The following is a 24,880-nucleotide window of genomic DNA, read 5'->3' as shown; positions in this document are numbered from 1 at the left end:
GCTCGGGGAACTGCGGCCACGTCGCGCCTTATCGCGCGTCGCTCTCCCGATAAGCACTCTGGGAGCAAAAAGTGTGCGCTATCGCGGTTGGACTACCGGCGTGCCACACAAGATGTGAGCCTGGCCGTGAAGGTCGATGCAGAGCAAGACATCATTGCTCGCCGTAAAGCCGAAACGCTGTGAAATGAAACAGGTGCTATCGAAGAGGGACAGGTCGGGGACAAGATCCGTATCAATCTCGCGGGCGGTGAAAAAGGCATTCAACAAGCTTGCGTTGAGGTGTGTTTTCACAATAAACACTGCGCCACAGCCCTGGCGCTTTGCACTGAAAGCGGAAACGCGCACGTCAGCATCATGGTAGGCGCAAGAATGTCGGCTAAGGCAGCATGCGGCGACATGCGTCGGTGTCGCTGAAAGGCCGTTTCTCGAGATGCGCGGACGCCCGAATGTCCGCGAGCTTGCACACGCGAATGACGCCCGCTGGCCGGGTCCTGCCCGTTGGAGATCGGCAGGACGCGACCCGTTCGAGTCAGTGCCGATTCGCAAAATCACACCTCCGATTCAAGACAATCATCTCGGCGGAGTGGTAACGTGGTGTCGACAGGACCCCGCGTTTGTAAGGTCGGTGTGTAACACTTTAATGTCAACCTATCGTCGACGCAGGTGAATGCGATGGATCAGCCACGGACTGTCATTGCCGCCCCCATTCTTTGCGCCGACTCGGCGGTGTGGTTTTCCGCCTATGGGTTCGGCTGGGGATACCGCGCCTTCGCGCTACCATTTGAAGTTGTTTGCGAAGAGCTTGGCGCTGGCAATGAGACCGTACAGCAGGTGCGACTCGCGTTCGAGTTGAACAGACGCCGAATTTTAAGGGCCGTACAACAATATGGCGCGGCATCTGCAACAGGCGAGCGCATAACGCTCTCGGTCGCAGATCTTCAGCGGGTGACGCCCGAACTCGACTACTTCGGAGCATAAATGTGGACAGGTCGCCCTTGGCCCACCTTTGCCTGAAGGTGATCGGCCGCACGCGTTAAGCGTTGTTCGACGCCTGCCCATGTCTGCCGCCGCGTGAGTACACGATGACGCATGCGGGCAGGAGTCGAACAACGCTTAACGAAAGTAGGCCATCCCAGCAACCCTTCCCCGCGAGAGTCGAACCACTGAATATGGCGGCGTCGAGCAACGAACGGACGTACCTGCCGATCCATGCCAGGTAGGCGAGATGCACATCGCGTTTTTGCGTCGACGATCTCGACGCGGTGCTCAAGCGCATCGCGCCTACTGGACGGCATCGGCAGGGGTGCTGCAACTCATTCCTACTGTGGTGTAGACGCGCTCAGTGAACGCTGCGTTAAAGACCGGAACGCGAATTTGAGGAGAGCAATGAACGTTAAACGTACCACTGGAGCGCTGTTGCTGCTCCTCGCATCGACAATTTGCGCATTTGGCGAGGAGGCGGGTCTGACCGATGCACAAATCGTCGGCATCATCCTTGTTGCGAATCAGGCGGAAATCGCGGCCGGCCAAACAGCCTTGCGCAGAACGCAGTCGAGAAGCGTACGATTCTTCGCAAATCGGATGGTTGACGAGCATAAACGGGTCAACCAGGAAACCGCTGGATTGATGCAGAGACTTGCGGCGACTCCACAACGAAGTGCGATTAGCGATGCGCTCGCGCAGCAGAGCTACGACGACCTTGCGAGGCTCAATGCAGTCGAAGCTCACGAGTTCGACGAGGCGTACCTTGATCGCGAGGTGATCTTCCTGCAGCACCTCGTCAATTTGGTAAACACCTTCATTCGGTCCACGACAAACGCGGAATTGAAGGCACTGCTCGTCCGGTCTCGCCTGTCTTTTATTTTCCATCTCGACCAAGCTCACCAATTGCAGTTGGCGCTGGAACACCCGAGGTTTGTACGATGATCCGCGCGACAGGATCAGCGTGAGGACGATTCGATCTGGAGGTGGCGTCCGACGTTCTCGCTCGCTTATTAAGTTTCCGCAAGGGTCGCACGCGTCGGATATGTACGACCGGTTGAATCCGCAGCCAACAAGGGACGTTCGTCTGATGCGTCGCTGTGACATTCGGATAACTGGTGCACTCAACTATCGACCAGTCGCTCGCCGAAGAACGGCATGGCACCGAGATGTCACGACTTACTCTGTCGAGGCAGACCACCTGTCGTAGAGGACCACACCTCGGGCGGCGTTTGTTGCTGAACCCGGGTGAGCGGTTGGCCGTCGTTTGCTGACGCACAATGTTGTCGTAAACGCGCCCAGAATTTGAATTTCAGTGTTTTATAAAGGTTTTGCCGCGGCCTTCACACGTCGCCTTTACTCCTTCTTGAGTGTCTGCATCGCTCTTGCGATGGCGTCTTCATTCAACAACTCGCCCTTTTGTCCAGAGGAAGTGCGAGGTAAAGTCACCGGGTCTGCTCGAAAACGACGGGCACCGTCGCCCCCTCATTCACATGGAGGCGGAATATATCCGGACGTGCATAGTGGCCGACGGCGTCGAAGTCGTATTTCCCCCTTGCGAGGTCTCCAAGATCGAGTTCATGGACCAGTAACGCATCTTCATCAAATACGGGGCCGGCAAGCACTGTACCGAGCGGCGCCACGATGCAACTGCCGCCGCGCATCAGAACGGTGTTCGGGTCATTGCCTTGTACGGCGGCGTAGTTGGCCGGAGCATCGCTACGTCGCAAATGCTGGCACGCGGAGAGAACGAAACAACGGCCTTCCATCGCAATGTGCTGCATTGAAGATACCCATGTCGGTCGACTGTCGGCTGTCGGTGCACAGTAGATCTGGATACCCTTCGCGTACATCGCCATGCGCAATAGCGGCATGTAATTCTCCCAGCAGATCACTGCTCCCAGACGGCCGAAGGGCGTTTCAAATACAGGCAGTGTCGATCCATCTCCGAATCCCCAAATCAACCGCTCAGCCGCGGTGGGCATCAGCTTTCGGTGTTTGCCAAGCAGCCTGCCATCGGGCGCGAGGAAGATCACGGTACAGTAAAGCGTGCCGCCGTCCCGCTCGATCACACCGATGATCAGGTATTGCTTCAGGTCGCCCGCGATCTGGCTGAGCCTGTTTGTCGAGACCGACGGCACTTCGATGGCGCTCTCAAAATAGCGGCGATAGTCCTCTCTGCCCTCAGGCGTCCTCTCGCCGACGGGAGCGCCGAAATGCAGTCCCTTCGGGTAGGCCGAGACAAATGCTTCTGGGAACACGATCAACTGCGAATCCTGTTTCGACGCCGCGACTACGTTCCGCTCGACCTTGGCCAGCGTGAGCTCGACATCGAACATAGCGGACCCCGTTTGTACGACGGCTGCGCGCAAAGCATGCTCCATTCGGACCTCCGGCTCAATCGCGTTCATGCGCTACCTCAAGGGAGCGGACCATTGCTCTGCGATCATCCAGCGCAACTTGTCGTCGGCGCTAAGTGCAGCTGTTGCAATTCGATCCTCCCGTAGCCAGTCCTCGTGCGCTACCTGTTTCTATCGCGCTGCCAAACGGCGGTAGACGCGCCGTAGCCAAAGCTGCCCGGTGTGATGTACGTGAGCCGGTCGCCATCGAGGACAAATGGCCTGGCCTGTGTTTCACCATCCCAGTTTGGGAAAGTTCCCTTCCGAATATGGAATTCGATTTGGTGCGTCGCGAGTTGCACTACGTAAGTTCCGAAATGCGCGACACTTCCCTGCAAAATCCGTTGGCTTTCGTCCGGCGACGCTGAAAGGCGGTTGCCCGAAGCCAGCTTAGGCAAGTTGGAGCGTACAGCGATCAAGGTGTAGCGCCCATCGTCGCCAAACACAAGTTGACCTTCGGCATGGTCGCCCAGAATTTCCACCGGGCTTCCACTTTTCATGACCGTCAGTGAAACGAGCTTCCAGGTGCCAACGACGCTCGTTGCATCTTGCGCGCCGGCATATGGGAAGGCGAAAAGTGTGGAAGCCCCTAACGCGGCACTAGCGATCGAAGCGATCCGGCGACGTTGCATGAGTATCTACCTTTGAAACATTGACGCTCAACGGAATGGCAAAAGCGGGGCATTGATTTGCTAAATTCGCGCAACGGCAAGGCAGCGATCCGCTTACGAGGGAATGCGGGAAGGAAATCTCACGATTCTGATGGCAACAGTCTGAGTCTAGACACGACGACCCACGATGCGATATGCCGTTCGTCATATGTACGGACGACTTGAGCGAGCAACAACGATATAGTGTCGCGGCGAAATGTGCGCTACTCGGAACCGCTCTTGCTCGATCCAACACAACACGGATAGCCAATTCACCCGCACCATTGCCAGCGTCGGGCTCGAACTCCAGTGCCTTCGCAACTGGTCCGCCCTGACCAGCCTTTCGCGACGAGCCGTCGAGAACGACCTGTCGAGGACGACCCGCTCAATGAGGAATTTCATTGTTCGCTGATCTTCTCGCTCAGTGAGCAAGGCCGCATCGCAGAAGCGTTGGACGCATATCGGCATTGCCGGCACATTCTGCCGGTAACACTGGGAATCGAGCCCTCTGAACCGACCCAGACTCTGTACCGGTCGCTCAGACGCGATAGACGCGCCGATAGTCGGCTGCGCTTCAGCGATCGGAAGGCTATCGGAAGGGCGTTCCGGCCGAATCTCCGAGCATGGATGACGGGACTGCTGCAACGACGGCACTCACGGCAAATCGGGAGACCCGGCAATGAAGATCAACGCGTATCAGCTGACAGCGCTGTCGATGGCGGTCGTCGCGGCGTGCGGGTCGGGATTGGCGCACGCCGGCGACATGCCGATAACGGGAGAAGACTCGCTCGATGTCAGCTCGCTGCGGCCGACGGCGGTCAGCGTCTATCGCGCCGTGCCTTCAGTGCGGCTGCCGTCGAGCAGGGCGAGCCTCAGGGATAATCCGGCTTTTGCTCAGTACATGCCCGATCTGTACTGCGCCCTCGCGCCTGCGGACGATAAATCCGGCGCACATTGACCGGCCGCCGCGCGACAGACCCTCGGAAAACGACATGACTCACTCTCTTTATCCGTGGATCACCGCGATGTTCCTGGTCTGGAACGGTGCGCGCATTCTCGCCTCGAACCAAGGTCAACCGAACGCGATGTTCTGGATGAACGCGGGGAGTACGGCGATATGCATGATCGTCTTTGCACTGGTGCTGCGCAAGAAGTACAGCTTACGGTCGGAGCGGGCCATGGAACGCGAAACTCGCGTGCCGCTGTACCCCGAATACGAGCGGTCGCGGGAAGAGGGCAACATGTTGATGCAGCGTCGCCGATATGAAGAAGCCGTCCGTGCGTACGACGTTTTTCTCACCCACGTTCAGGACAATGCCACCGCGTTGAATGAGGCGCTCTGCCTGGAGAAACTTGGCCGCCGTGCAGAAGCGCTGCCGCTGTATCAACAACTTGCAGAGAACGATGTGATACCGGGGCTCGTCAATGGCAGCAACTGTTTGCGGAGTTTCGGCGACATCGCGGGGGCGTTGGAGTATGCGAACCGCGCCACCCGGCTGGCGCCGGACGATCCTGCCGCCTGGATCGACTTGACGTTTCGGTCACCCCCGTCCCGACGGGCCCACGCGCGGCAACCGATGCGTGTTTTCACACAGCCTCGGCCGGCTGCTGCCCGACGGGACTGTTAGGTAAAAGCCGTCGGCGGCGACCCAAGCTGCCGTCGGAAAGAACTGCCGAAACATCCGACATCATGGGCATTCGTCTGCTCTGACAGAGCGACATGTGTAGCTTTTGCAGCCGTAAATGTTGACTCGACCCAAAGGCCGCCGCGCCGACCCGGCACACGAAGGTTCCCGCGATGACTCTCACTTCCCGCTACACCGAAATCCCCGATCTCAGGTTTTTCACCGTTCCTTCGGCGTTAATGGGCGAGTGCGGCTTCCCTGTGGTGATCCTGTGAAAATCTAGGGATGGTGTCACAACAATAAGGCTTGTTCCGCGATTAGACGCGGGACCTGACAGCGGTAAAATGGTGTGAAGTGACGTCAGATTATTCGCCATTCAGCATTGCTCAAAGAGTCAGAACATGAAGCGGGCACCCAAAGCGGAAAAGTCCATCCCGATCGGCGCGCTCAAATCGTTGCCAGCTGTCTTGCGCGAGCATGGTGCGGACCCTTGGGCACTTCTTGAGTCCTTCGGCGTGACAGACGAAGCGTTAGCTTCACCGCTGAGCCCCTTGTCGACCGTCTCACACGGCCGCATTCTCGAATCCGCAGCGAAGCTGATTGACTGCGAGCACCTCGGCCTTCTACTGGGACAAAGAGCGACACTTGACAACGCGGGGCCTCTTCGCTTTCTCGTACTCAACGCAGCCACGGTGCGCGAGGCCGTCGAAAGCCTGATCCGCTTTTGCGGTGTCTGGTATCGCGGGCTGCATGTCAGCATGACGGAAGATGAAGGCTACGCCTGTATGTCGCTGTCGATCGATGGCGGCATTCCCGGCGCGCGGCATCTGCTTACCGCGTATCTCGCGGCGAACGTGAGGATTCTGGAGTTGATTCTCGGTCGCACGTGGCGGCCAACGCTGGTGCGGATCGCATATCGGAAGCCAAAAACCAGCGCGCTGTACGAGCAGTATTTTCAAGCACCTGTATGGTTCGGCCAGGCGCACTACGAGGTCTTGTTTCCGCAGTCCTTGCTCGATCAGCCGAGGTCTAGTCACGACCAGCAGCTTCGCCACTTCCTGCATCAACACATGACCGAGTTGGAGGCGCGCCAGACCGACGACTTCAGCGCGCGGGTCAGGCAGGTGATCGAAACGCTTCTTCCAACCGGATGTACATCGCAGAAAGTCGCGGAATTTTTTGCAGTCCACCGTTTCACGCTCTATCGCCATCTCGACGAACAACATACAAGCTACGAGAAATTGCTCGAAGACGTCAGGCGCGATCTGGCGAATCAGTTGCTGTCGCAGACCGACCTTCAGATTGCCGACATTGCGACGCGGCTCGGCTACGAGAGTCAGGGCAATTTCACCCGCGCGTTCAAACGATGGAATGGACGAACGCCGACCGACCTGCGCAGAAACGCGGCCCGACTAAAGGTAATCAATGCGCATGGTGAGATGTGATGAACAGGTTATGGGATCGCCGGCTTTTGGCGCCGCTAAAGAGAAATCCAAGGCTGACAGTCACGAACCTTTATGAAAGACAACTGGCGATACGCCCGATCAGTTTTCGGGCGAACCGTCGTCGAGTGGTTTCGGACAAAGTAGTTCGGCGACCTGTCGCAGAAGTCCCGTGCGTCGCCAGACAAGAAACTTCGCGTAACAGGTCTGTGGCGATGGGAAGGTCAAGGGAAGGCGATGCCACCTCTCGGAGTTCTACTTAATCCAGAAATGCCATTCAGGATAAGACGAACGTCTCGCCGGGGGCGGCCACGTGTTGGGCCAGGCGCGGCGGATAGATGTTTCACTCGATGCCAGTCAGCGTCTGAAAGAGGTAATTCGATCGACGACTCGAACTGCTGCATAATAAACCTGGTCTTCAAACCGGAGCTCCGTCCATAGACAATGCCACAGACCAGCATCCGTCGAGGCCATCGCCAGCCTGTGCCTGTTTAGAAGTTGTGCCGCAGTCCTATCATGGCTGCAGTCGTCCCCATACCTGGCGCAACAGGTTGTCCGTAGGTGATGGTTTGCGTCATGTCTCCGTGGTTGTTCACCCAACCGACCTGCGCATACAACACACTGGCCTTCGAAAGGCTGTATTCCGCTCCTGCTGCGATCTGCAGTGACTTGTTCGCTGAAACGTTTTTGTCTTTGATGTAGTAGAGACCACTGGTGATCTGGAAGTCGGGGGCGAAGCGATACCCCAACCCGAACGAGTACAGATCCAGGTCGACCAGATTCCTGTGCGCGGGATTCGATCCATTGCTATATGAGCCAGAGATCGAGAACCCTTCATACTTATACAGCGCGCCCAGATACCAGTAGCGGTTGTTGTTGAGCCCGGTCGGGACAGTGGTCGGGCCGGGGTTGGTATCGTGGCCGTTGTAGTAGAGCGCGGAAAGTCGCAGCCCGTACCCCGCATACTTCAGCACGACCGACTCGCGCGTATTGCCCTGCGGCTGCCCCGCAACGCCGCCGAGCGCATATTCAAGTTCAGTGCTCAATCCATAGAAGACCGGCGACCGATAGACCAGCGCGTTACTGTCATACAGCGCGCCAATCGGACCGTTTGTGCTAGTACCTGGCCAGCCTGCCGCCGTGTTCAATCCGAGCCACGCGCTCAGAATGCTGCCGAAATACTGCGATGCGCGGACATCGGTCTCCGCCATCGCATAGATCATCGGCACGATCTGGCGGCCCGCGTTGATCGAACCAAAGGGGCCGCTGACACCAACAGTCGCAATCTGGTTGAAAAAGCCCGGCACGCCCGCCGTATCCGACAGCCCAAGCTTGCCGGTTCCGGTATCGAGCACACCTTGCAATCTGAAGTTGACGGCGTAGCCGCCGCCGATATCCTCTACGCCTTTCAGACCCCAGAAGCTCGAATAGATGCCTGCATCCTTATACCGATAGATCTTGCCGAGATCTTTTGCTGTAGGGCTAAACGACGCTGCCGAGGTACTTTGATACAGCAGGCCGCCGTCGACTGCGCCGTACAACGTGACCGACCCTTGCGCGTGAACCGCTGTGCCAAATGCCATTACCGCTAACCCGACCATCAACTTCAGTCTCATGCTGTCTCCTTTTTCTATGCTGCTTTGTTTGTGAATCTGAAATCGGTGTCTAGTCGCGTATCGGCGCGAGCTGTTCGCGTAGAAGGTTCTTCTGCACCTTGCCGGTTGCGCCGAGAGGAATCGAATCGACGAAGACGACGTCGTCGGGCATCCACCATTTCGCGATCTTGCCGTCCATGAACGTCAACAGCATTTCGCGGGACACGTGGGCATCAGTTTTCCTGACAACGACCAGCAGTGGCCGCTCGTCCCACTTCGGATGTTTGATGCCAATGCAGGCGGCCGTCGCAACGGCTTCATGCGACATCGCCAGATTCTCGATGTCGATGGAACTGATCCATTCGCCACCGGACTTGATGACGTCTTTGCTTCTGTCCGTGATCTGCATAAAACCTTGCGGGTCGATGCGGGCAACATCGCCAGTTGGAAACCAGCCGTCGATGAGCGGTGCCGTGCCTTCGTGACGGAAGTAACCGGCCGCGACCCACGGGCCACGCACGAGCAGGTTCCCCGCACTCTCGCCGTCCCATGCAAGCTCCTGGCCGTCATCCGTGACGAGTTTCATGTCAATGCCGAATACCGCACGCCCCTGTTTGGCCTGTACCGCTTCGCGTTGCTGCCTGGGTTTCGTGCGTTGCGCACCGGTCAAACTGCATACCGTGCCGAGCGGACTCAGTTCAGTCATGCCCCACGCGTGCAGAACCTCCACGTCATAGCGATTCTGGAACCGGCGCAACATGGCCGGTGGACACGCCGCGCCGCCGACGACAGTGCGCCGCATGGTGGTGAATGTGAGGTCATGCTGATCAGCGCATGTCAGCAGGCTTTGCCATACAGTCGGCACACCCGCTGACAACGTGACGCGTTCGGATTCAATCAGGTTGTAAAGCGATTCGCCATCGAGTGCGGGTCCAGGAAACACCAGCTTCGCGCCGACCATGCAAGCGATGTACGGCAAGCCCCATGCGTTCACATGAAACATCGGAACGACTGGCAAAATCACGTCGCCCGACGAGCAGTTGAGCGCATCGGGCAAAGCAGCTGCGTAGGTGTGCAGCACCGTCGACCGCTGGCTGTAGACGACGCCCTTGGGCATACCTGTGGTGCCGGACGTGTAGCACATCGACGCTGCCTGATTTTCGTCGAGCATGGGCCATGCAAAATCGTGAGACTGTGAGTCGAGCAGATCCTCGTAGCACTGCAGGTCCGCGATACTGGAATCCGGCATGTGATCGCGGTTGGTCATCGCGACAAACGTTTTCAGCGAGGTGCTTCGTTTGGCGATTTCCTCCACCTGTGGAAGAAAGGTCAGGTCGAAGAACAGCACGCGATCTTCCGCGTGTTCGACGATATAGAGCAACTGGTCGGGATGCAGACGAGGATTCAGTGTGTGGAGCACGGCGCCGGAACCCGATGCGGCGAAATACAGTTCCATATGCCGATGTCCGTTCCATGCGAGCGTAGCGACACGGTCGGGAGACCTAATGCCGAGCGCGGCAAGCGCGTTGGCAAGTTGTCTCGCACGCTGTGCCAACTGTCGAAACGTCGATCGGTGCACATCGCCTTCGACGCGTCGCGAGACGATCTCCTGGTCGCCGTGATGGCGCTCCGCATGCACGAGCAACGAGGAAATGAGCAGTGGCATCTGCATCATCGAGCTATTCATTCCGTTTTCCTTGGACGAGGCGAGAGCAGCCGTTTCCCTGCACCCGGCAAAATCGCCTGGGCGCATGAGATACCGCTGATGAAGGCAATATGAAATCGAGGGTTCTAGTCCCAGCGTTCTTGAAGAGCCGCGGCTGGGATACCGGTGAGCAGCACAATCACGCCCACCAGTAGGATCACGCCGATTACGTCGAACGCGATGTAGAGACTTCCGGTGTGCATTTTGATTGCGCCGACGGTGACCGGGCTGACTACCGCGGCGATTGACCCCAGGCTGCTCACAAGCGCGATGCCACCCGCCGCTGCACCACCGTTGAAGAATGCCGGCGGAATGGTCCAGAACACGGGCACTGCCGCCAGGCAAGCCGCCGCGCCGACAATCATAAAAACAGTCGATAGCAACGCGTTCGCATGGACGAAATGCATGAGGAGAAAGCCGAATGCCGCCGTCGACATGGCCGCCGCGAGGTGCCAGCGGCGCTCCAGACGACGGTCCGAATTGCGTCCCAACAGATACATGGCGACCGCGCCGAGTAGATACGGTCCACTCGCAATCAAACCGATGCTGCGCATATCGGTGAATCCAGCGTCTTGAAGCAATGACGGCATCCAGTAGGCGACCGTGTTGGTCGCGCAATAAATCGCGAAAAATACAATGCCAGGAATGTAAGAACGGGGATCGCGCATGATGCTCCCGAACGTGCGCGCCGGCGCATTATTCGATTCACGGTCGAGCCGCAGATTGTGGACGACAATCGCCTTCTGTTGATCGGTGAGCCATTTGACGTGCGCGGGCTGATCGTCGAGCCAATACCACGCGAATGCGCCGAGCAACACCGCAGGAATGCCTTCCAGGATGAACAGTGTTTGCCATCCCTTCATCGCATGCCAACCGTCGAGTTCAGTCATGATTGCGCCGGCTAGTGGCCCACTAATCATTCCCGCGACAAAACCCGCCATGAAGAAAATCGACGTGATCCGGCCGCGTTTCCATGACGGAAACCAGTAGGTCATATAAAGAATGACGCCCGGAAAGAAGCCTGCTTCCGCAATACCGAGGACGAATCGCGCGATGTAAAGCTGCACCGGTGTCGAGACCATACAGGTGAGCGCAGTGACGAGTCCCCACAGAACCATGATACGGGTCAGCGTGGCACGTGCGCCAACCCGCTGCATATACAGATTGCTCGGGATTTCGAAGAGAATGTAGCCGGCGAAGAACGCTGTGGCTCCGATGGCGTAGGCGGCATCGGTCAGACCGAGATCCTGCGCCATGCGCAGTTTGGCGAAAGAAATGTTGATCCGGTCGATCGCATTGACTGCGTAGGCCAGGAACAGGAACGGCAGCAGCCGCCAGGTGATCTTGCGATATGTCTCCCGGACTTCGGGCGATGAACGCGATCCGCTGATCGCCTCCGCCTGCAAAGCGGCATGACTCATGGTGTCTCCAGCTGCTACATTCAGTGCGACGGCGCAGAGTCGCCGTCGCGTGGTGAAGTTCCGCGCGCGTGCCTTATGCGACACGTCGCGTGGAAGGCACGGCCCTGCCTTAAGCCGTTTTACACCGGGCTCGGTCGTGCTCTGCACATTCGGCCTGCAGTAAAGGCACGGCGAGCTCGCATGCCTCAATGCCTTGCAGGCTGACTATTTTCAGCACTTCCAGAATCTGCTCACGCGTTGCACCGAGTTCGAGCGCCGCCTTGATGTGACGCCGCGTGCCGTGTGCGTACATATGCGTGACTGCGGCGTCGCCCGCGATGCAAAGGAACTCGATCCACAACCGTGGCAGAACGTTGTCGCGCCACAGACCCAGACCCATCGCGAGAAATTTCTCGAGATATTGCGGGTCCCACCGATAGATCGTCTCCCACAGTGGATTGAACATCCCACTCGCGCGCACATGATCACAAACTGGCGTCGACGTGGCAGGCGCTGGTTCGTCCGGCAGCCCCGCACTCGCGAGTTCTTCGGCAAGAATCGGTACACCCAGCGCGCATGCGTGAATACCCACTACACTCGCAAGCTTGAACACCTCGAGAATCTGTTCTCGCGTGACGCCCAGGCGCAATGCGTCCCGAACATGACGACGCACGCCAGGGCCATACATATGCGTGGCCGTCACGTCGATGTTCAACCGGATCAGCGCCACGAGGCGCGGATCGAGCACGTCGCTGGTCTGGGCGCTCTGGCTGAGCTTCATGAATGTTTCAATCCATGCGGGATCCCAATCGGCGAGCGGGTCGAGCGCGGAGGCAACCAAACCTGCGGCGCGCATTGTGTCGTAGTTCGGTGTGGGCTGTCGATCGATCATGCTTGTTGCCATGTCTGGTTCGGGTGGTTTGGTACTCATATCACCGAGCCCCCGTTCGGGCTGATAACCTGGCCGACGAGATAGTGATTCCCCGCGAGATAGACCACTGTCGACGCATACTCTTCTACCGTGCCAAAACGTCCCAGCGGACAGCTTTGCCACAAGCGGTTGCGGGCGTCTTCGCCGATCTTGTCGAGATACTGGTTGAATGCCGGCGTGGCGACGCCGCCCGGGGCCATCGCGTTCACAAAGATATTGGCGCCGGCCACTTCGAAGGCAACCGACTTCGTGAAGGCGATGACCGCGCCCTTCGTGGCGCAGTAGTGCGGGCTGTGCGCGCTTTTAGTCGACAGTCCGGCAATCGAAGCGATGTTGATGATTTTTCCGTCGCGCTGTGGTTCCATCAGTTTCAACGCTTCACGCGTGCAATAAAACACACCGTGTACGTTGACGCCCCAGTAGCGATGCCATTCTTCGTCGCTGATTTCAGTGGTGAATTTCAGCGACTGACGTGGCATGGGCGTCTGCACGTACGCGTACAGCTTGTTGCGTCGTTCGGTATCGTTAGGACGGTTAGGTGTCAGCGCGGCATTGTTGACGAGGATATGCAACGTGTCGAAGCGCTCGGTGATCTGCGCAAACATATACCTGACCTGTTCGCTCGACGACACATCGCACCGGAGTGCAAGGCATTCAGCGCCGCGTGCTTCGACAGCAGCGCGGGCCACCGCCAACGCGTTCTCGTCGACGTCGCATATGACGACGCTGGCGCCTTCGGCGGCAAGTGCGTCCGCGCATGCAAGACCGAGTCCTGGGCCTACGCCAGTGACCAGCGCAATCCTGTTACGTAGTGTCATGCTCATTCCAGTCTAAAGGTGGAAAGATGTATACCGTTGATTCAGGCGCGGCCCGGTATCGTGAAGCCGCGTTGAGTAGGTTTGCGATTCGGCGCCATGCCGAGGGCGGCGATTGTTTCGTCGGCGCTGCGGTACTGCTCGCCGATCTGATAGATGCGCTTTGCGTCTTCGCCCGTTGCGATGTCGCGGCCGAGCTCGCGGGCGATGCGCACGGTCTGCTCTATCTGCTGCACCGACGTCATGCGCTCGCCCTTGCGGCCCCAGAGGTTGTCCTCGATTCCCACGCGCACATGCAGCCCCATCGCGATGGCCATCACGTTCATCGGCAACACGGCGCGCATTGCGCTTTCGATCGTCAGAACCGCACCATCGGGCGTGCGGCGAACGAATTCGATCAGGTCGGCCGGATGCAGACCCGCCGCGCCGCCGCCGATCGCGACATAGTTGAGCACCAGCGGACCGGTGTAGAGACCGCGGCGGATCAGGCGCTCGACGCTTTCAAGCTGGTGCACGTGGCCCAGCATGAAGTGAGGTTGAATGCCGGCCGCCTGCAGGCGGCGCAGGTGTTCGATGAAGAATGACGGCTTGGCATCGACGACCATTTCCGAGTAAGCGTTGAAGTATTCAGGCTTCTCGAGAATGGTGCCCACCACGTCGTCCGGCGTGAGCAACTCGCAGATGTTCATCTGGCTGGAGTTGATCGCAATCGTGACCTGGTCGGGCTTGGGATAGAGTTCCGCGAGCATGTGCCGCGTGTCGTAGTCGAGCCACTGGGCTTCCTGGCCCTCGCACTCCGGTGCGAACGAGATTGAGCCGCCTACCTGCAGGATCATATCGGGCACCGCTTCGCGCAACCGGGCGAGACTCTCGTTGAACTTGGACAGGCGCTTGGAACCTTTGCCGTCTTCCTCGCGCACATGCACGTGCAGCACCGTGGCGCCGGCGTTGTAGCAGTCCACTGCCTTCTGGATCTGTTCGTCCATCGTGATTGGGATGTCGTCCGAGTCGCTCGGAATCCACTGCGGGCCGAACGGCGCGACCTGAATCACAAGTTTTTCCTGAACTTCGGGGAAGAGGCTATCGTCGAGAAAATTCATTGGGCATCTCCAAACTTGATTGGTGGCCGGTTGCGCTAAGGCGAATCCGTTGATTGAAACTTTAGGGAAAGTGAGCGAACCGCCTTTATCACTTTGTCACCCGCTTTTATCATTCCGTCACTTTCGATACCGGGATTAACCCTTTCGATCGCGCGACGCGTGGAAATATCTGCCCGACTGCGTCTGAATGCACTCAGGCGGCGTTTGGCGGTGAAGAAGGCAGCGATGGGGGACTTCAGAGGGTACTTACTATGAATCGGCAACTGCTGATCCATAGCCTTGTCTTCATCTTGTTGATTTCGACATGAGCTTCTATTCCGCCGGGCTTAAGGGACCAGTGCCAATTTTCGCCTTCCGGCGATCATTCGACCGACTGGAAGCTTCTTCCGGCGCTCGCAGGGTGCCATGGAACAAAGGGAGGTTGACCGGCCTTCAACCTCCGTTGAAGCTTCGGGAAATATGGGCGATTCGAACGAGACTGCAGATGTCGTCCAACGCCCGCGAGTTGGAGATGTTCAAACTTGCGATCGACAGTAGGCTTCGGGCGGCCAATTTGACGCGGTTGCAGGTTCGAGACGTTTGCATGGGAGGTCATGTAGTCTCGCGAGCAACGTTCCTGCAGCAGAAGACGCAGCGACCAGTCCAGTTCGAAATCACGGAGCAAACCCGGCAGAGTGTCGCGGCCTGGATTTCAGCACGGGGCTGAAGCCCGCCGACTATCTGTCTCCGAGTCGCCTGCACGCTTCAGCACACGTGTCGACGCGCCGGTATGCACGCATCGTGCATCGTTTGGTCGCATCAATCGGACTGGATGACGCCGCGTATGGGACTCACACGATGCGCCGCACGAAGGCAGCCCTGATCTATCGACGCACGAGGAACCTGCGCGCGGTTCAGTTACTCTTGGGCCATACGAAGCTTGAGAGCACAGTCCGATACCTCGGTATCGAGGTGGACGACGCGCTCGAGATGGCCGAGCAGACCGAAGTCTGATAACTGTTGGCCGGTGAGCGGGCGCTTGCCTGCCCACAGCCCGTGTCATCAACCAACTGAAAAATCGGATTTCGTAGGCGCAGCATAAGTCCTGCCACACGACGAAAGTGGCACAACAGGTCCCACAGGAAGGCACAAAACGCTGAGATATCGGCGTGCATCCGCGACGCCAACTGCTCTATTCTTCAGATGCTGCCACTCACGCGTTTCCGGTCGGCTCTGCTGGTCGTCGGCAGCATTCCGCGTCCCGCGCGGAAAGGGGGGGTGTATGTCACGTCCAAAACCATCTCGGCCCGCGCGGCGCGCACTGCGTCGTCGGCAGTTAACCGGACGCATGTGGCTCGCCATCGGCAGTTCCCTTATCGGGTTGTCTTTCGCACATGCGACGCTCGCGGCGGGCGTCCTTCCAAAAGGCGGCACGTACGTGGCCGGCACCGGCGCGATAGCAAGCCAGGGCAACGGCCTCGTGATCACACAGCCAGGTTCGACGCGCGGCGTGATCGACTGGAACAGCTTCTCGATCGGCAAAACCAACAGCGTGACGTTCGACAACGGCTCGGGCGCGACGCTGAACCGGGTGACGGGTGGTTCGCCTTCGGCCATCCTCGGCAGGCTCAGTGCGACGGGCAGCCTCTATGTGATCAATCCGCAGGGAGTCGTAATCGGGCCATCGGGCGTGATTACCACCGGCGGACGTTTCGTTGCGTCGACGCTGGACATCTGCAACGACGCGTTTATGCAGGGCAGCGGCTCGCTCACGCTGTCGGGCAACTCGAACGCAGCCGTGATCAATCTCGGCAAGATCAGTTCGGGCGGCGGCGATGTGTTCCTGATTGCGCGACACCGCGTCATCAACGCAGGCACCGTCGCAGCGCCCAACGGCACGGCAGAACTGGCCGTGGGCGAGCAGGTACTGCTGCAGGACTCGGCCGGCAGCAGGCAGGTGTTTGTGCAGACAGGCAGTCAGGGCACGGTCGTCAACAAGGGGCGGATAACCGCCGCGCAGATCAGTCTGCAGGCTGCTGACGGCAACGTGTATGCGCTCGCAGGCAGCGGGACGCGCATCCGGGCGACGGGCACGGCGAGCCGCGACGGCCATGTGTGGCTGGTCGCCGACAGCGGCCGTGTCGAACAGTACGGCACGATCACCGCAAACAACGCGGACGGCAGTGGCGGAACCGTCGATACGCAAGCGGCACAACTCACTTTCGGCAGGCACGCAGCGGTTCACGCGGGGAAATGGAATCTGTCGACGCCCGACTTCACGATCGACGACTCGACCGCGCATACATTGCAGCGCAGCCTGAACGCGGGCACCTCGATCGATGTGACGGCCACAGGCGCCAACGGCGCAACGGGCGACCTCGGCGTCGCGTCGAGTCTGCGCTGGAGCGGCCCGGCTTCGCTCACGCTCGCCGCGTACCGCGATGTCTCCGTCGCGAACGGCACGACGATCGCGAACAGCGGCGCGGGCAATCTGAGCTTGCGCGCCGACGCATCCGGCATCGACAACGGCGGCAGTGTCCACAACAACGGCACCATCGACTGGTCGAAAGGCACGGGCATCGTCAGCGCGCTCTACGATATGAACGGCAGTTTCAGCCCCGGCACGCTCGTCAGCAATGCGACCTGGCAAGCGCCGCTCTACAGCGGAATCGTCACGCAGATAACAGGCTATCAACTCGTCAATTCGGTCACGGACCTTCAGAACATCGGAAACAATCTTGCCGGCAATTACGCGCTAGGCAAAGACCTCGACGCCGGCAATTCCGCGTTCCAGACGCTTGGTTTCGCTGCCGGCATTCCATTCACGGGGCAGTTCGACGGTATGTGGCATACGATTTCCAACCTCTTGCCGAGCTTCGATGCGGTGTTTGGCGATATCGGTCCAAGCGGCGTCGTGCGCGACGTGAACGTCAACGCGAACGTCGGCCAAGTGGATTTTTTCTTTGATAACGGGACCGCGATACTGGCCATTCAGAATCACGGCACCATTGCCAACGTGTTTACGTCCGGGGTCATTGCCTCAAGGAACCTTGGCAACGAGTACGCCGGGCTTGTCGCCACCAACTTCGGGTTAATCGCGCGATCGGGCAGCAGCGCTGCCGTCACGGCGGATGGTAATGTCGGTGGACTGGTTATCGGTAACGAAGGTACGATCACCGAGTCATACGCCACTGGCCCAGTCTTGGGACTTACCTCGCACGGTCCGGCGGGAGGACTAGTCGGGGGGGGCAGCGGCGGAACGATCACACAGTCCTTCGCGTCGGGCCCCGTGACGGCTGTATCGCCTCAGACCGGCGGTATCTGCGCCAGCAGCTGCGGTGGTCTTGGGAACGACGTTTACTGGAACGTCCAGACGACGGGCCAACCGTCGAGCGGCGGCAATCTGCCGGCGTCGAACGGGCTCACTACCGCCCAGATGAGCGACCCGACAAGTTTTGCCGGGTGGGACTTCGGTCCTAACGGCGTGTGGGTGATGCTACCCGGTGCGACCCATCCCGTTCTCGCCTGGCAAGTCGCCCCGCACTGAACCCTGGGTTCGTCTTGCGGAGCATCAATAGCACAGCCTCAGTCGCTTAGTCGGATTGCGGGCACCACGGTCATTGGATGAGTCGGAAATGCGGGAAGTGAAAATGCGTTCTCTCCGGAACTGGCCGGTTGACCCATCGTCTTCGACCGAATGATTGCTGCTCTAATTGAGGAGTTGTCAGGGGAAGTGGGCACGGACGAGATTGTGATAGCTTCACGGATCTCGCTCGACGGCGAAGTCATCCGAGATGACGCCTGTGTGCCTTGGCGTGATGCTCACCGAGAACGCTCTTGTGGACGCGTATCGCATCGCCGATTACCGGTCGCCGGCAGCAACGCGCGGACGTCTCAAAGACTTCGATTTTTCCCCAGACCGGTCAGTCTGCCAAATTCAAGTTTTGCAAACTGGAGCGCCACTAAGCGGCCGTCGGCGACCTCACACAATCGGCCAGTAGTGGCCGTTCGAGCAACTGAGGAAGCCGTCATTCCAGTGACCGGTTCACTTTGAAACTTGCCGGACACCTGAGGACCGAAAATCCGCCGAACCAGTTAATGGCGCTAGAGCCATCGAATGGACGGAGGTGAGGCATCATCTCGCGGAACGCCTTTCGAGTTAACACAACTCAGGTGTTGAGGGAACGCCGCGGCCGCCTCAACCTGGCAGGCCCCGCTGCCTTGAACTCATCAGACAGGGTGGAGAGCCACTTGGCGAACATTGAGAAGCCAGAAACTGCAAGGCAAGGGCAGCGTTGTTGGCGTAAATCGCATAGGGGCCGTGGACGACGCGACATTCGTTCAAATGTGGCGTCTGCGCATCTGCGGCACGGCCGCCACGCCGGGCATGCTCAGAGTTGCCAGTCCGTTTATTGCCTGATCCGATTTTAAAGGCGCGCGCCTCGAGAAAAGATCGAATCGCGTGGTCTTACTCGCCGAAGTTCGGAACGTCTGCCTCGTGGTCGCGGGAGGTGAACCCCCTCACACCTGGCCGCGAAACACTAACCACTATCCGACCTTCTATCTCTGCTCCGATATTTGCTTGGGTACCCGCTGGTCATGGCAGAGGGTACACATGGGCTACCGATCACGAGCACCTTACACGAAGTCAAGTCGCTCGTGGCTGCGGCCCTCCCGCCTGGGCGATGGAACTTATCTTGCTGTGAGACGTGATCGGGGCGGATGCTCACCAAGACGCGGCAGCCTCAGGGGTGGAAGAGGCTACGATTGTGACTGGCGCCGAGTTCGGTCATAAACAGTCGCGCGAACTTCTGGCAGTTGTTGTGCAGCAGCTTGTAGTCCGGCCCACACATCAGCCTCGTTTTGAGGAACGCCTGCTGCAGCGCCTCCGCCGTCACGGATACCGGGTTAGGGCTGTAGGTATCGCTTTGGGTGTACCACTGGATATTTTTGGCCTCGTCAGTGGCGAATTCCACCGTGTCGTTGGCGCCCATCCACAAGCCGAAGTTGAGCACGAGGAAGCCGTTGCTGCGATTGCTGACGAAAATCTGGCTGTGATGAGTAATGGCGCCGCGGGCGACTTTGCGCCACATGTGGTGGACGTTGCAAGGCGTGTTCGCGTTGACGAGCGCTTGAATGTGTCCTTCGATGCCACTCGGGTCGAGGCCGCCGCCACCAGCGTCAGAGTTCTGGCTGGACTCGCTGGGGGTCTGCGCACTTCTAGAACCGATACCAAACATGGAATACCCCTCCTTCGTGGGGTTTCAATATTCTCGCTGTACACGCTTCATTAGGCCGGTGATGCGGCGTCCAGCTAGTCTTCTCATCAGGAGTTCAAGTGTAGGCAACTTCCTCAACCAGTGCCAGACTGATCGATCCCGGATAAGGCGGCGCCACATGTGTATTCGGCGTTGAGGCGTGGGCTATTTGCACTTTTTCATCGATCTGCTCAAAGCGTTCTTCTGACTGTCCGCACGCACGCCTAAGAGTTTTACCGATGACGTGCATCGATCAACTCAGCGGAGCGGGCGTCAGGTGCCGCGCGAACAGCGGCCGTTGCGGCGGCGCGTCCCCGAAAGACGGCTCGGGGTCGGGAAGGGAAGCTCGCCGGTCGGCGCGATCAGCGGCGACGCGCATCTCACAAACTTCCGGGGTCGGCGAAAAGCAGCCAATCGACAGGCGTCCCTGGATCGTCAACATTTCGAATCGTTCCTCCCTTCTCATTCGATCCGTTACTGTCGTGGTTTCAGTCTGCGATCCTTAGGTTAGCGAGACTTGTCGAGACAGGCGAGCATTTCGTTGATCCTGGCGACATCGACGATCTCATCCTGGTGATCGTTCGCGCAAAGCCGTATCAAACCTTGGCAGGCACTTCCTGAAAGTTCGAGCGGGAGTGGCTGATCGACTAGCCCAAGCCTCACCGACGCGAGTCCTGCGGATGCGTTTCCTTCAGGTCGATTCAGGTACTTTGCCCTTGTCGGCCGTTCGATTCAACGAGTGCGACATCTTTGTCGACATCGGTAACCAGAGGGCAGAGGAAAGTGCAGCTGGCAGGTCATGTTTTCCGTTTCAATTCGGCCACACAGGTTGCGTGGATCGCACTCACAACAGGCGATCGATAGTCCAGTCTCCAGCCGTCAGTGAACAGTCTGGCGATGTATACATCTACTACGCTTTGCTACAAGCGCGTTGGCTTTACTGGAGGAGGTACATCACGGTACGGTCGCCTGCATGGGTGTTCTTCGGATTGAGCTCTCGAAGTCGCGAAACGACCCAGTCCTATTGTGAGAAAAATGCTTCAGATCACTCCAGCTAGCCACAGTGCGACGTTGACAGAGTAGCGGTGGGCGTCCCACAGGGCTTGCTGCTCGGTCTGCATCCCGTTCCCAGGAGGTTCAGTCACAAAGCTCGGGCAGCCAAGCCGCGTGTCCCAGTTGTAGTCGGCAAAATGGTGAAAGGTGCTTTGGGCGACTGCGGGGCCTCCCCGGTTCGAGGGTTCGAAAGCGACCGCAAGATTGAAACTCTTTCCTGTTACTTTGCTTTTACCTCGCGCGATCACTCGAGCCGGTTCATCGTCAGGAGCGTCAACGGCGCCCTCATGCGGGTGTGCTGGCAGGTACCGGATTGCGCCGGTGGGAGAGTCAGGGTCCGCCAATACTGGATGTGTGGGTCCGACAATAGCGACTTCCTGAAAGTCTCCGTTTGCGCCCGAGTGAAAATTAGGCCAGGAGATGTCGGTTGAGAACGGGTCGTCGATCACTCGTCTGGATTGCTCCGGGTCTAAATTGCGCGTGTGAAAGTGGTGTGCCTTGCCCACCCCGCCCAAGCTGCATAGCGAACTGCCCACATCCATGTGATCCCTGGTGACGAATAGGCCGCGACCTGCACGTCGGAATCGCGAGATTCCCCCGCAGTCCTCGGGGGTCAGACCGTCCCCTTCGTCAACGGCAAACAGCCACAACTCGTCGAACTCGGTTTCATCGAGACGAGAAAGAATCGAGTCTGGCTGCCCGAGCCGCTCACGATCCCGAGCAACGACGTTGAACATTACGCGCCCGTCAGAATCTCGATGTGTCCGCAGTAATTCTGTCAAGCGGCTGAACCGCGCAATCGACCAGTTCTCGCCCATAGGCGGGATGGTCGTTTGAAGCAGGATCTGGATGGTATGCACGATGGTCGGTTAGTCGCGTCAATCAATCACTGAGCGGAAGGAGCCGTCGGGTGGACGTTTCCAAGATAGCTGCAGGCATGAAATTGTCAAACTCGGCGTACGCTATGAGCAGTGCCATAAGACGGCAAGCGGTTGCTGGACTGGTGCTTTCGTTCACCGGACGCCGTTTCTGAAAGGAATACCGTCCGCGGGAGACGTGATCTTGTCGGAGTCGCCGATGCGAAGCCATGAATTCTCCGGCGACAAGACCTTCATATTCATTGCATCAAATCGTGTAGCGAGATGGCAATGACCGAGGATTTGCCGATCAACTCGAACGAATGAAGGCCCCTTGCAACCCTAAAAAGCCGCCGTTATTATCGCGGTCGCTCGTACGGCCGGAGTGGGGTCGCGGGCTGCCGAACGGGCCTTGCGACGGGAAGTATGTATGCCAGTCGCATGAGTCGGGAACCGGCCATGATGCGTCATTAGCTCGCACTCTCGCTCCGGCATTCAGACGACGATTCCACTCAGGAACCGGTCATTCAATACGCCGCCGGCACAGCATCGTTGCTGTGGCTGTCAGGATCAGATAGCCCTGCCGCGTGCACCTTCTGCCGTCGCGAATGACATCTGGCGGCGGCAATCCGATTACAGCGCCTGCACCTGCACGGGAGCCCCGGGCTTACCCGATACCTGGGGGGCGACCACGAGGTAGCGGCGCTTGTCTCCGGCGGTGCTCAGTCCGGGTGTGACCAGTTGGCGAATCTGGCCGAGAGCAATGACGATCGCCGAGCCGGCCGGATTGGACATGAAATTGGCAAGCACCTGCACGTCACCCGAGCCATCCGGGTTATCGGCAAGACCGAGTACGTAGGGCTGCCTCGGTTGCAGGCCGGTGACAGCGGCCTGGAGAACCTGCACGAGTCCCTGGTCGAACAGCGCAACAGTCGTAGGTGCATTTGCGACATCTGCCGTCTTGGCCGCCCCCACCAGCATCAGTGCAATATGGACGCTCTGGCCAGCCAGACCGAGTGCCTGCAGGTTCTGCGTCCCATCACCTTCCGGCACCGCATTCGGCACATAGGTGACAGCCTGCGGCGCCTGGCCGATGGGCACGGTCGCGATGACCGAGTTGGTCAGTGTGTCGATCGCAGTCATCGCATCGGCGTTCTCGAGACCGACATAGATGCGGCTGCCGTCGCCGGACGGCCATAGCCCATGAGGCAGGTTGCCGACAGGTATCGTCGCCACCTGCGAAAAGTTGTCAGTTCGAAACACCTTGATCACATTCAGGCCTCCAACGGAGACGTACGCGAACGTGCCCTTGTCGTTATGCACGATGTTCACGTGATTCGTGATTGGGCCTGTGTCGAGTGTCCTGATCAGCGCGAATGGCGGCCTTGCATCGAACACCTGGACGTTGCCGGTGTCCTTGAGCGTGAACCAGACCTGCTTGCCGTCGGGCGTCGCCGCCAGGTCGGGACAGAAGGGGCTCGCCTGCCTGACCGTGCCCACGATCTTGTGATCGGCCACGGACACCACCTCAGTCTCCGGATTGAAAGACGAACAGACATAACCATACTTCCCGTCCGGTGAGAAGATCTGCATGCCGGGGCCAGCCGGGACGGTAATGCGAGTTTTCTCCTCGTACGTCATGCCGTCGAGTACCGCGACGTAGTTTTCGCCTCGCACAGTTACCCAGACTTCCTTTCCATCGGGAGTGAAAAAAGCCTCATGAGGCGAACGGCCGACGTAGGTGACGTGCTTGACGGCATTAGTCTGCGTGTCAATGAATGAAACTGAGTTCGATCCGATCGAGACAACCGCAATCGTGCGATGGTCCGGCGAGTAACCCATGCCGTGCACGAGCAGTTGGCCTTTGTACAACGGACTGAAATTGCCGGGCGAAGGATCGCCGAGACGAATCAGGCCAACCAGCCTGTTGTCGGCCGGGTCGATCACCGACACCGTGTTCGAAAACTGCTCGGCAGCGTAGACGCGATCGTGGTGGCTTACCGGAATGTCGCGATCGGACAGCGATCCCGGGGCCTGTCCGGCCCAGGCGAACTGCGCCGCGGCCAGCGCGCCCGCCGACAACGTGATGGCAATTATCGGTTGGAGTTTCATCACTGCTCCGCGCGCACAGGGTTGGGCATGTTCAATTGCATGCCGTGGTCGGATCTGGGTTGGGCAGGTGCGGCTGGTATAGAAGCCGGCTTTTGCTGGTCCGGAGCGGGGGCCGGTAGCGGCAGTGGCTGCCTGAGGGCGAAACGCATGGCGACGATTTCCTGTTGTTGCTCGACGACGATCTCTTGCGCGATGCGGCGTAACTGTTCGTTGTGCCCGTACCGCAGTTCTGCCTGCGCCATGTCGATGGCACCTTGATGGTGAGGCACCATCATTGCGACAAAATCGAGATCGACGTCGCCCATTGGCTTCGCGGACATGCCGTCCATCATCCTCGTCATGGCGGCATTGTTCTCTGCCAGAAAGGGCGCTTCGTCGGAAGCGGCAGTTTGCAAACGCGCAGCGAAGGCAGGCGCGCGGCAAAGCGCCGAGATCGTCAGGACAATGACAACGCTCAGGACCGTCCGGTCGGTATGAGGACTTGGGGTACGCACGATGATTCTCCCGTTGTGGCAAACAGGCGTTTCATAGCAGTCAACCTATCAGGTGCGAAGTTATTCCGCGTGTCACGCAGATTTCGCGCAGATGAAGGTTCGAAGCGCGATGGGCAGCAGCGGCGTCGCCCGTCGATGATCGTCTCGGCAATGCCCGCGATGCTCCTGCACCGGCGTCGGCTTTGAGTGCCGTGTCTGAGCCGCCCCAACAGGCTGGGGACAATCGCTAGCGATCGCTGACAGGAGAACCAGTATGCCATCGAACGTTGCCCAGTTAGCTATCGCGTCAAGCTCATCAAAACCTGAAGAAATGGTGATGCGCGAGGTGATCGATATGAAGATGACCTTCCGCGGCGGTATGGCCGTTCCACTCTGATACCTGCTGTTGGAACCGCGACGACCCGACCGTCGGTAACGGGTCGACACGGGTCCTTGCTTCTTGCTGGATGATCGCGCGGCGGATCAAATACTCAGGCGGCAGGCC

General features: G+C 58.9%; 20 protein-coding genes and 2 pseudogenes. 9 read left to right on the top strand and 13 right to left on the bottom strand.

What is annotated here, in order from left to right:
- The first annotated feature begins 672 nt into the window (after window positions 1-672).
- Together JMY24_RS33235 and JMY24_RS33230 are read left to right on the top strand one after the other, a co-directional pair.
- Window positions 673-978, top strand: a complete 306-nt coding sequence (locus JMY24_RS33235) for a hypothetical protein (protein ID WP_201703657.1) — start codon at window positions 673-675, stop codon at window positions 976-978.
- 408 nt (window positions 979-1,386) lie between these two features.
- Window positions 1,387-1,926 carry a DUF4142 domain-containing protein gene (locus tag JMY24_RS33230; RefSeq protein WP_128597188.1) on the top strand — a complete coding sequence of 180 codons (540 nt, stop codon included), beginning with the start codon at window positions 1,387-1,389 and terminating at the stop codon, window positions 1,924-1,926.
- Window positions 1,927-2,426: 500 nt separating this feature from the next.
- Here the strand turns inward: JMY24_RS33230 and JMY24_RS33225 are convergent, their stop codons facing one another.
- Both JMY24_RS33225 and JMY24_RS33220 read right to left on the bottom strand, forming a co-directional pair.
- Window positions 2,427-3,392, bottom strand: coding sequence for a nitrilase-related carbon-nitrogen hydrolase (locus tag JMY24_RS33225; protein ID WP_268960832.1), 966 nt, complete (start codon window positions 3,390-3,392; stop codon window positions 2,427-2,429).
- A 110-nt stretch (window positions 3,393-3,502) separates the two neighbouring features.
- Window positions 3,503-4,012, bottom strand: coding sequence for a lipocalin-like domain-containing protein (locus JMY24_RS33220; protein WP_128597191.1), 510 nt, complete (start codon window positions 4,010-4,012; stop codon window positions 3,503-3,505).
- Between the two features lie 327 nt (window positions 4,013-4,339).
- On the opposite strand from JMY24_RS33220, the pseudogene JMY24_RS39710 reads away from it, so the two are divergent.
- The 4 genes and pseudogenes from JMY24_RS39710 to JMY24_RS33205 form a co-directional block, all read left to right on the top strand.
- A pseudogene (locus JMY24_RS39710) lies at window positions 4,340-4,561 on the top strand (bacterial transcriptional activator domain-containing protein); the annotation flags it as partial.
- A 148-nt stretch (window positions 4,562-4,709) separates the two neighbouring features.
- Window positions 4,710-4,988, top strand: coding sequence for a hypothetical protein (locus tag JMY24_RS38720; RefSeq protein ID WP_236597639.1), 279 nt, complete (start codon window positions 4,710-4,712; stop codon window positions 4,986-4,988).
- Between the two features lie 34 nt (window positions 4,989-5,022).
- Window positions 5,023-5,658, top strand: a complete 636-nt coding sequence (locus JMY24_RS33210; protein WP_128597193.1) for a tetratricopeptide repeat protein — start codon at window positions 5,023-5,025, stop codon at window positions 5,656-5,658.
- Between the two features lie 398 nt (window positions 5,659-6,056).
- On the top strand, window positions 6,057-7,100 hold the full coding sequence (locus JMY24_RS33205; protein ID WP_128586583.1) for an AraC family transcriptional regulator: 1,044 nt from the start codon (window positions 6,057-6,059) through the stop codon (window positions 7,098-7,100).
- Between the two features lie 488 nt (window positions 7,101-7,588).
- Here the strand turns inward: JMY24_RS33205 and JMY24_RS33200 are convergent, their stop codons facing one another.
- The 6 genes from JMY24_RS33200 to JMY24_RS33175 all read right to left on the bottom strand — a co-directional run bounded on the left by JMY24_RS33200 (window position 7,589) and on the right by JMY24_RS33175 (window position 14,643).
- Complete coding sequence (locus tag JMY24_RS33200; protein WP_128597199.1) at window positions 7,589-8,713, bottom strand: porin; 1,125 nt, start codon at window positions 8,711-8,713, stop codon at window positions 7,589-7,591.
- 49 nt (window positions 8,714-8,762) lie between these two features.
- Entirely contained in the window at window positions 8,763-10,379 is a 1,617-nt protein-coding gene (locus JMY24_RS33195) for a 3-(methylthio)propionyl-CoA ligase (protein WP_128597201.1), read from the bottom strand.
- 104 nt (window positions 10,380-10,483) lie between these two features.
- A complete protein-coding gene (locus tag JMY24_RS33190; RefSeq protein WP_128597203.1) occupies window positions 10,484-11,818 on the bottom strand; it encodes an MFS transporter in 1,335 nt (444 codons plus the stop codon).
- Window positions 11,819-11,927: 109 nt separating this feature from the next.
- Entirely contained in the window at window positions 11,928-12,689 is a 762-nt protein-coding gene (locus tag JMY24_RS33185; RefSeq protein ID WP_128597204.1) for a carboxymuconolactone decarboxylase family protein, read from the bottom strand.
- A 35-nt stretch (window positions 12,690-12,724) separates the two neighbouring features.
- The gene (locus JMY24_RS33180; protein ID WP_128597205.1) at window positions 12,725-13,546 is read right to left on the bottom strand and encodes an SDR family NAD(P)-dependent oxidoreductase; all 822 of its coding nucleotides are present in this window, start codon (window positions 13,544-13,546) and stop codon (window positions 12,725-12,727) included.
- Between the two features lie 41 nt (window positions 13,547-13,587).
- A complete protein-coding gene (locus tag JMY24_RS33175) occupies window positions 13,588-14,643 on the bottom strand; it encodes a beta-keto acid cleavage family enzyme (protein WP_128597206.1) in 1,056 nt (351 codons plus the stop codon).
- 373 nt (window positions 14,644-15,016) lie between these two features.
- Between JMY24_RS33175 and JMY24_RS33170 the strand changes: the two are divergent.
- Together JMY24_RS33170 and JMY24_RS33165 are read left to right on the top strand one after the other, a co-directional pair.
- Window positions 15,017-15,636, top strand: a pseudogene (locus JMY24_RS33170) (tyrosine-type recombinase/integrase).
- Between the two features lie 268 nt (window positions 15,637-15,904).
- Complete coding sequence (locus JMY24_RS33165) at window positions 15,905-18,169, top strand: two-partner secretion domain-containing protein (RefSeq protein ID WP_201703655.1); 2,265 nt, start codon at window positions 15,905-15,907, stop codon at window positions 18,167-18,169.
- A 1,198-nt stretch (window positions 18,170-19,367) separates the two neighbouring features.
- Here the strand turns inward: JMY24_RS33165 and JMY24_RS33160 are convergent.
- The 5 genes from JMY24_RS33160 to JMY24_RS33140 form a co-directional block, all read right to left on the bottom strand.
- Window positions 19,368-19,862, bottom strand: coding sequence for a hypothetical protein (locus tag JMY24_RS33160; RefSeq protein ID WP_128597207.1), 495 nt, complete (start codon window positions 19,860-19,862; stop codon window positions 19,368-19,370).
- 271 nt (window positions 19,863-20,133) lie between these two features.
- Window positions 20,134-20,322, bottom strand: coding sequence for a hypothetical protein (locus JMY24_RS33155; protein ID WP_128590417.1), 189 nt, complete (start codon window positions 20,320-20,322; stop codon window positions 20,134-20,136).
- A 598-nt stretch (window positions 20,323-20,920) separates the two neighbouring features.
- Window positions 20,921-21,793: a hypothetical protein gene (locus JMY24_RS33150; protein WP_128597208.1), complete on the bottom strand. Its 873-nt coding sequence runs from the start codon at window positions 21,791-21,793 to the stop codon at window positions 20,921-20,923.
- Window positions 21,794-22,423: 630 nt separating this feature from the next.
- Window positions 22,424-23,902 carry a YncE family protein gene (locus JMY24_RS33145; RefSeq protein ID WP_201703653.1) on the bottom strand — a complete coding sequence of 493 codons (1,479 nt, stop codon included), beginning with the start codon at window positions 23,900-23,902 and terminating at the stop codon, window positions 22,424-22,426.
- Complete coding sequence (locus JMY24_RS33140) at window positions 23,902-24,396, bottom strand: DUF305 domain-containing protein (RefSeq protein WP_128597209.1); 495 nt, start codon at window positions 24,394-24,396, stop codon at window positions 23,902-23,904. The genes JMY24_RS33145 and JMY24_RS33140 overlap by 1 nt, the downstream gene beginning before the upstream one ends.
- 253 nt (window positions 24,397-24,649) lie before the next feature.
- On the opposite strand from JMY24_RS33140, the gene JMY24_RS39290 reads away from it, so the two are divergent.
- The gene (locus JMY24_RS39290; RefSeq protein ID WP_268960831.1) at window positions 24,650-24,772 is read left to right on the top strand and encodes a hypothetical protein; all 123 of its coding nucleotides are present in this window, start codon (window positions 24,650-24,652) and stop codon (window positions 24,770-24,772) included.
- The last annotated feature ends 108 nt before the right edge of the window (window positions 24,773-24,880 follow it).

It is taken from the genome of Paraburkholderia kirstenboschensis (assembly GCF_904848585.1).
Classification (GTDB): Bacteria; Pseudomonadota; Gammaproteobacteria; order Burkholderiales; family Burkholderiaceae; genus Paraburkholderia; species Paraburkholderia kirstenboschensis.
This window is presented reverse-complemented; position numbering and strand designations above follow the sequence as displayed.

Excerpts from the sequence above, each read along its gene's own strand:
- JMY24_RS33235 (WP_201703657.1), top strand. The coding sequence starts at position 673 with ATGGATCAGCCACGGACTGTCATTGCCGCCCCCATTCTTTGCGCCGAC.
- JMY24_RS33230 (WP_128597188.1), top strand. The coding sequence starts at position 1,387 with ATGAACGTTAAACGTACCACTGGAGCGCTGTTGCTGCTCCTCGCATCG.
- JMY24_RS33225 (WP_268960832.1), bottom strand. The coding sequence starts at position 3,392 with ATGAACGCGATTGAGCCGGAGGTCCGAATGGAGCATGCTTTGCGCGCA.
- JMY24_RS33220 (WP_128597191.1), bottom strand. The coding sequence starts at position 4,012 with ATGCAACGTCGCCGGATCGCTTCGATCGCTAGTGCCGCGTTAGGGGCT.
- JMY24_RS38720 (WP_236597639.1), top strand. The coding sequence starts at position 4,710 with ATGAAGATCAACGCGTATCAGCTGACAGCGCTGTCGATGGCGGTCGTC.
- JMY24_RS33210 (WP_128597193.1), top strand. The coding sequence starts at position 5,023 with ATGACTCACTCTCTTTATCCGTGGATCACCGCGATGTTCCTGGTCTGG.
- JMY24_RS33205 (WP_128586583.1), top strand. The coding sequence starts at position 6,057 with ATGAAGCGGGCACCCAAAGCGGAAAAGTCCATCCCGATCGGCGCGCTC.
- JMY24_RS33200 (WP_128597199.1), bottom strand. The coding sequence starts at position 8,713 with ATGAGACTGAAGTTGATGGTCGGGTTAGCGGTAATGGCATTTGGCACA.
- JMY24_RS33195 (WP_128597201.1), bottom strand. The coding sequence starts at position 10,379 with ATGAATAGCTCGATGATGCAGATGCCACTGCTCATTTCCTCGTTGCTC.
- JMY24_RS33190 (WP_128597203.1), bottom strand. The coding sequence starts at position 11,818 with ATGAGTCATGCCGCTTTGCAGGCGGAGGCGATCAGCGGATCGCGTTCA.
- JMY24_RS33185 (WP_128597204.1), bottom strand. The coding sequence starts at position 12,689 with ATGATCGATCGACAGCCCACACCGAACTACGACACAATGCGCGCCGCA.
- JMY24_RS33180 (WP_128597205.1), bottom strand. The coding sequence starts at position 13,546 with ATGACACTACGTAACAGGATTGCGCTGGTCACTGGCGTAGGCCCAGGA.
- JMY24_RS33175 (WP_128597206.1), bottom strand. The coding sequence starts at position 14,643 with ATGAATTTTCTCGACGATAGCCTCTTCCCCGAAGTTCAGGAAAAACTT.
- JMY24_RS33165 (WP_201703655.1), top strand. The coding sequence starts at position 15,905 with ATGTCACGTCCAAAACCATCTCGGCCCGCGCGGCGCGCACTGCGTCGT.
- JMY24_RS33160 (WP_128597207.1), bottom strand. The coding sequence starts at position 19,862 with ATGTTTGGTATCGGTTCTAGAAGTGCGCAGACCCCCAGCGAGTCCAGC.
- JMY24_RS33155 (WP_128590417.1), bottom strand. The coding sequence starts at position 20,322 with ATGTTGACGATCCAGGGACGCCTGTCGATTGGCTGCTTTTCGCCGACC.
- JMY24_RS33145 (WP_201703653.1), bottom strand. The coding sequence starts at position 23,902 with ATGAAACTCCAACCGATAATTGCCATCACGTTGTCGGCGGGCGCGCTG.
- JMY24_RS39290 (WP_268960831.1), top strand. The coding sequence starts at position 24,650 with ATGCCATCGAACGTTGCCCAGTTAGCTATCGCGTCAAGCTCATCAAAA.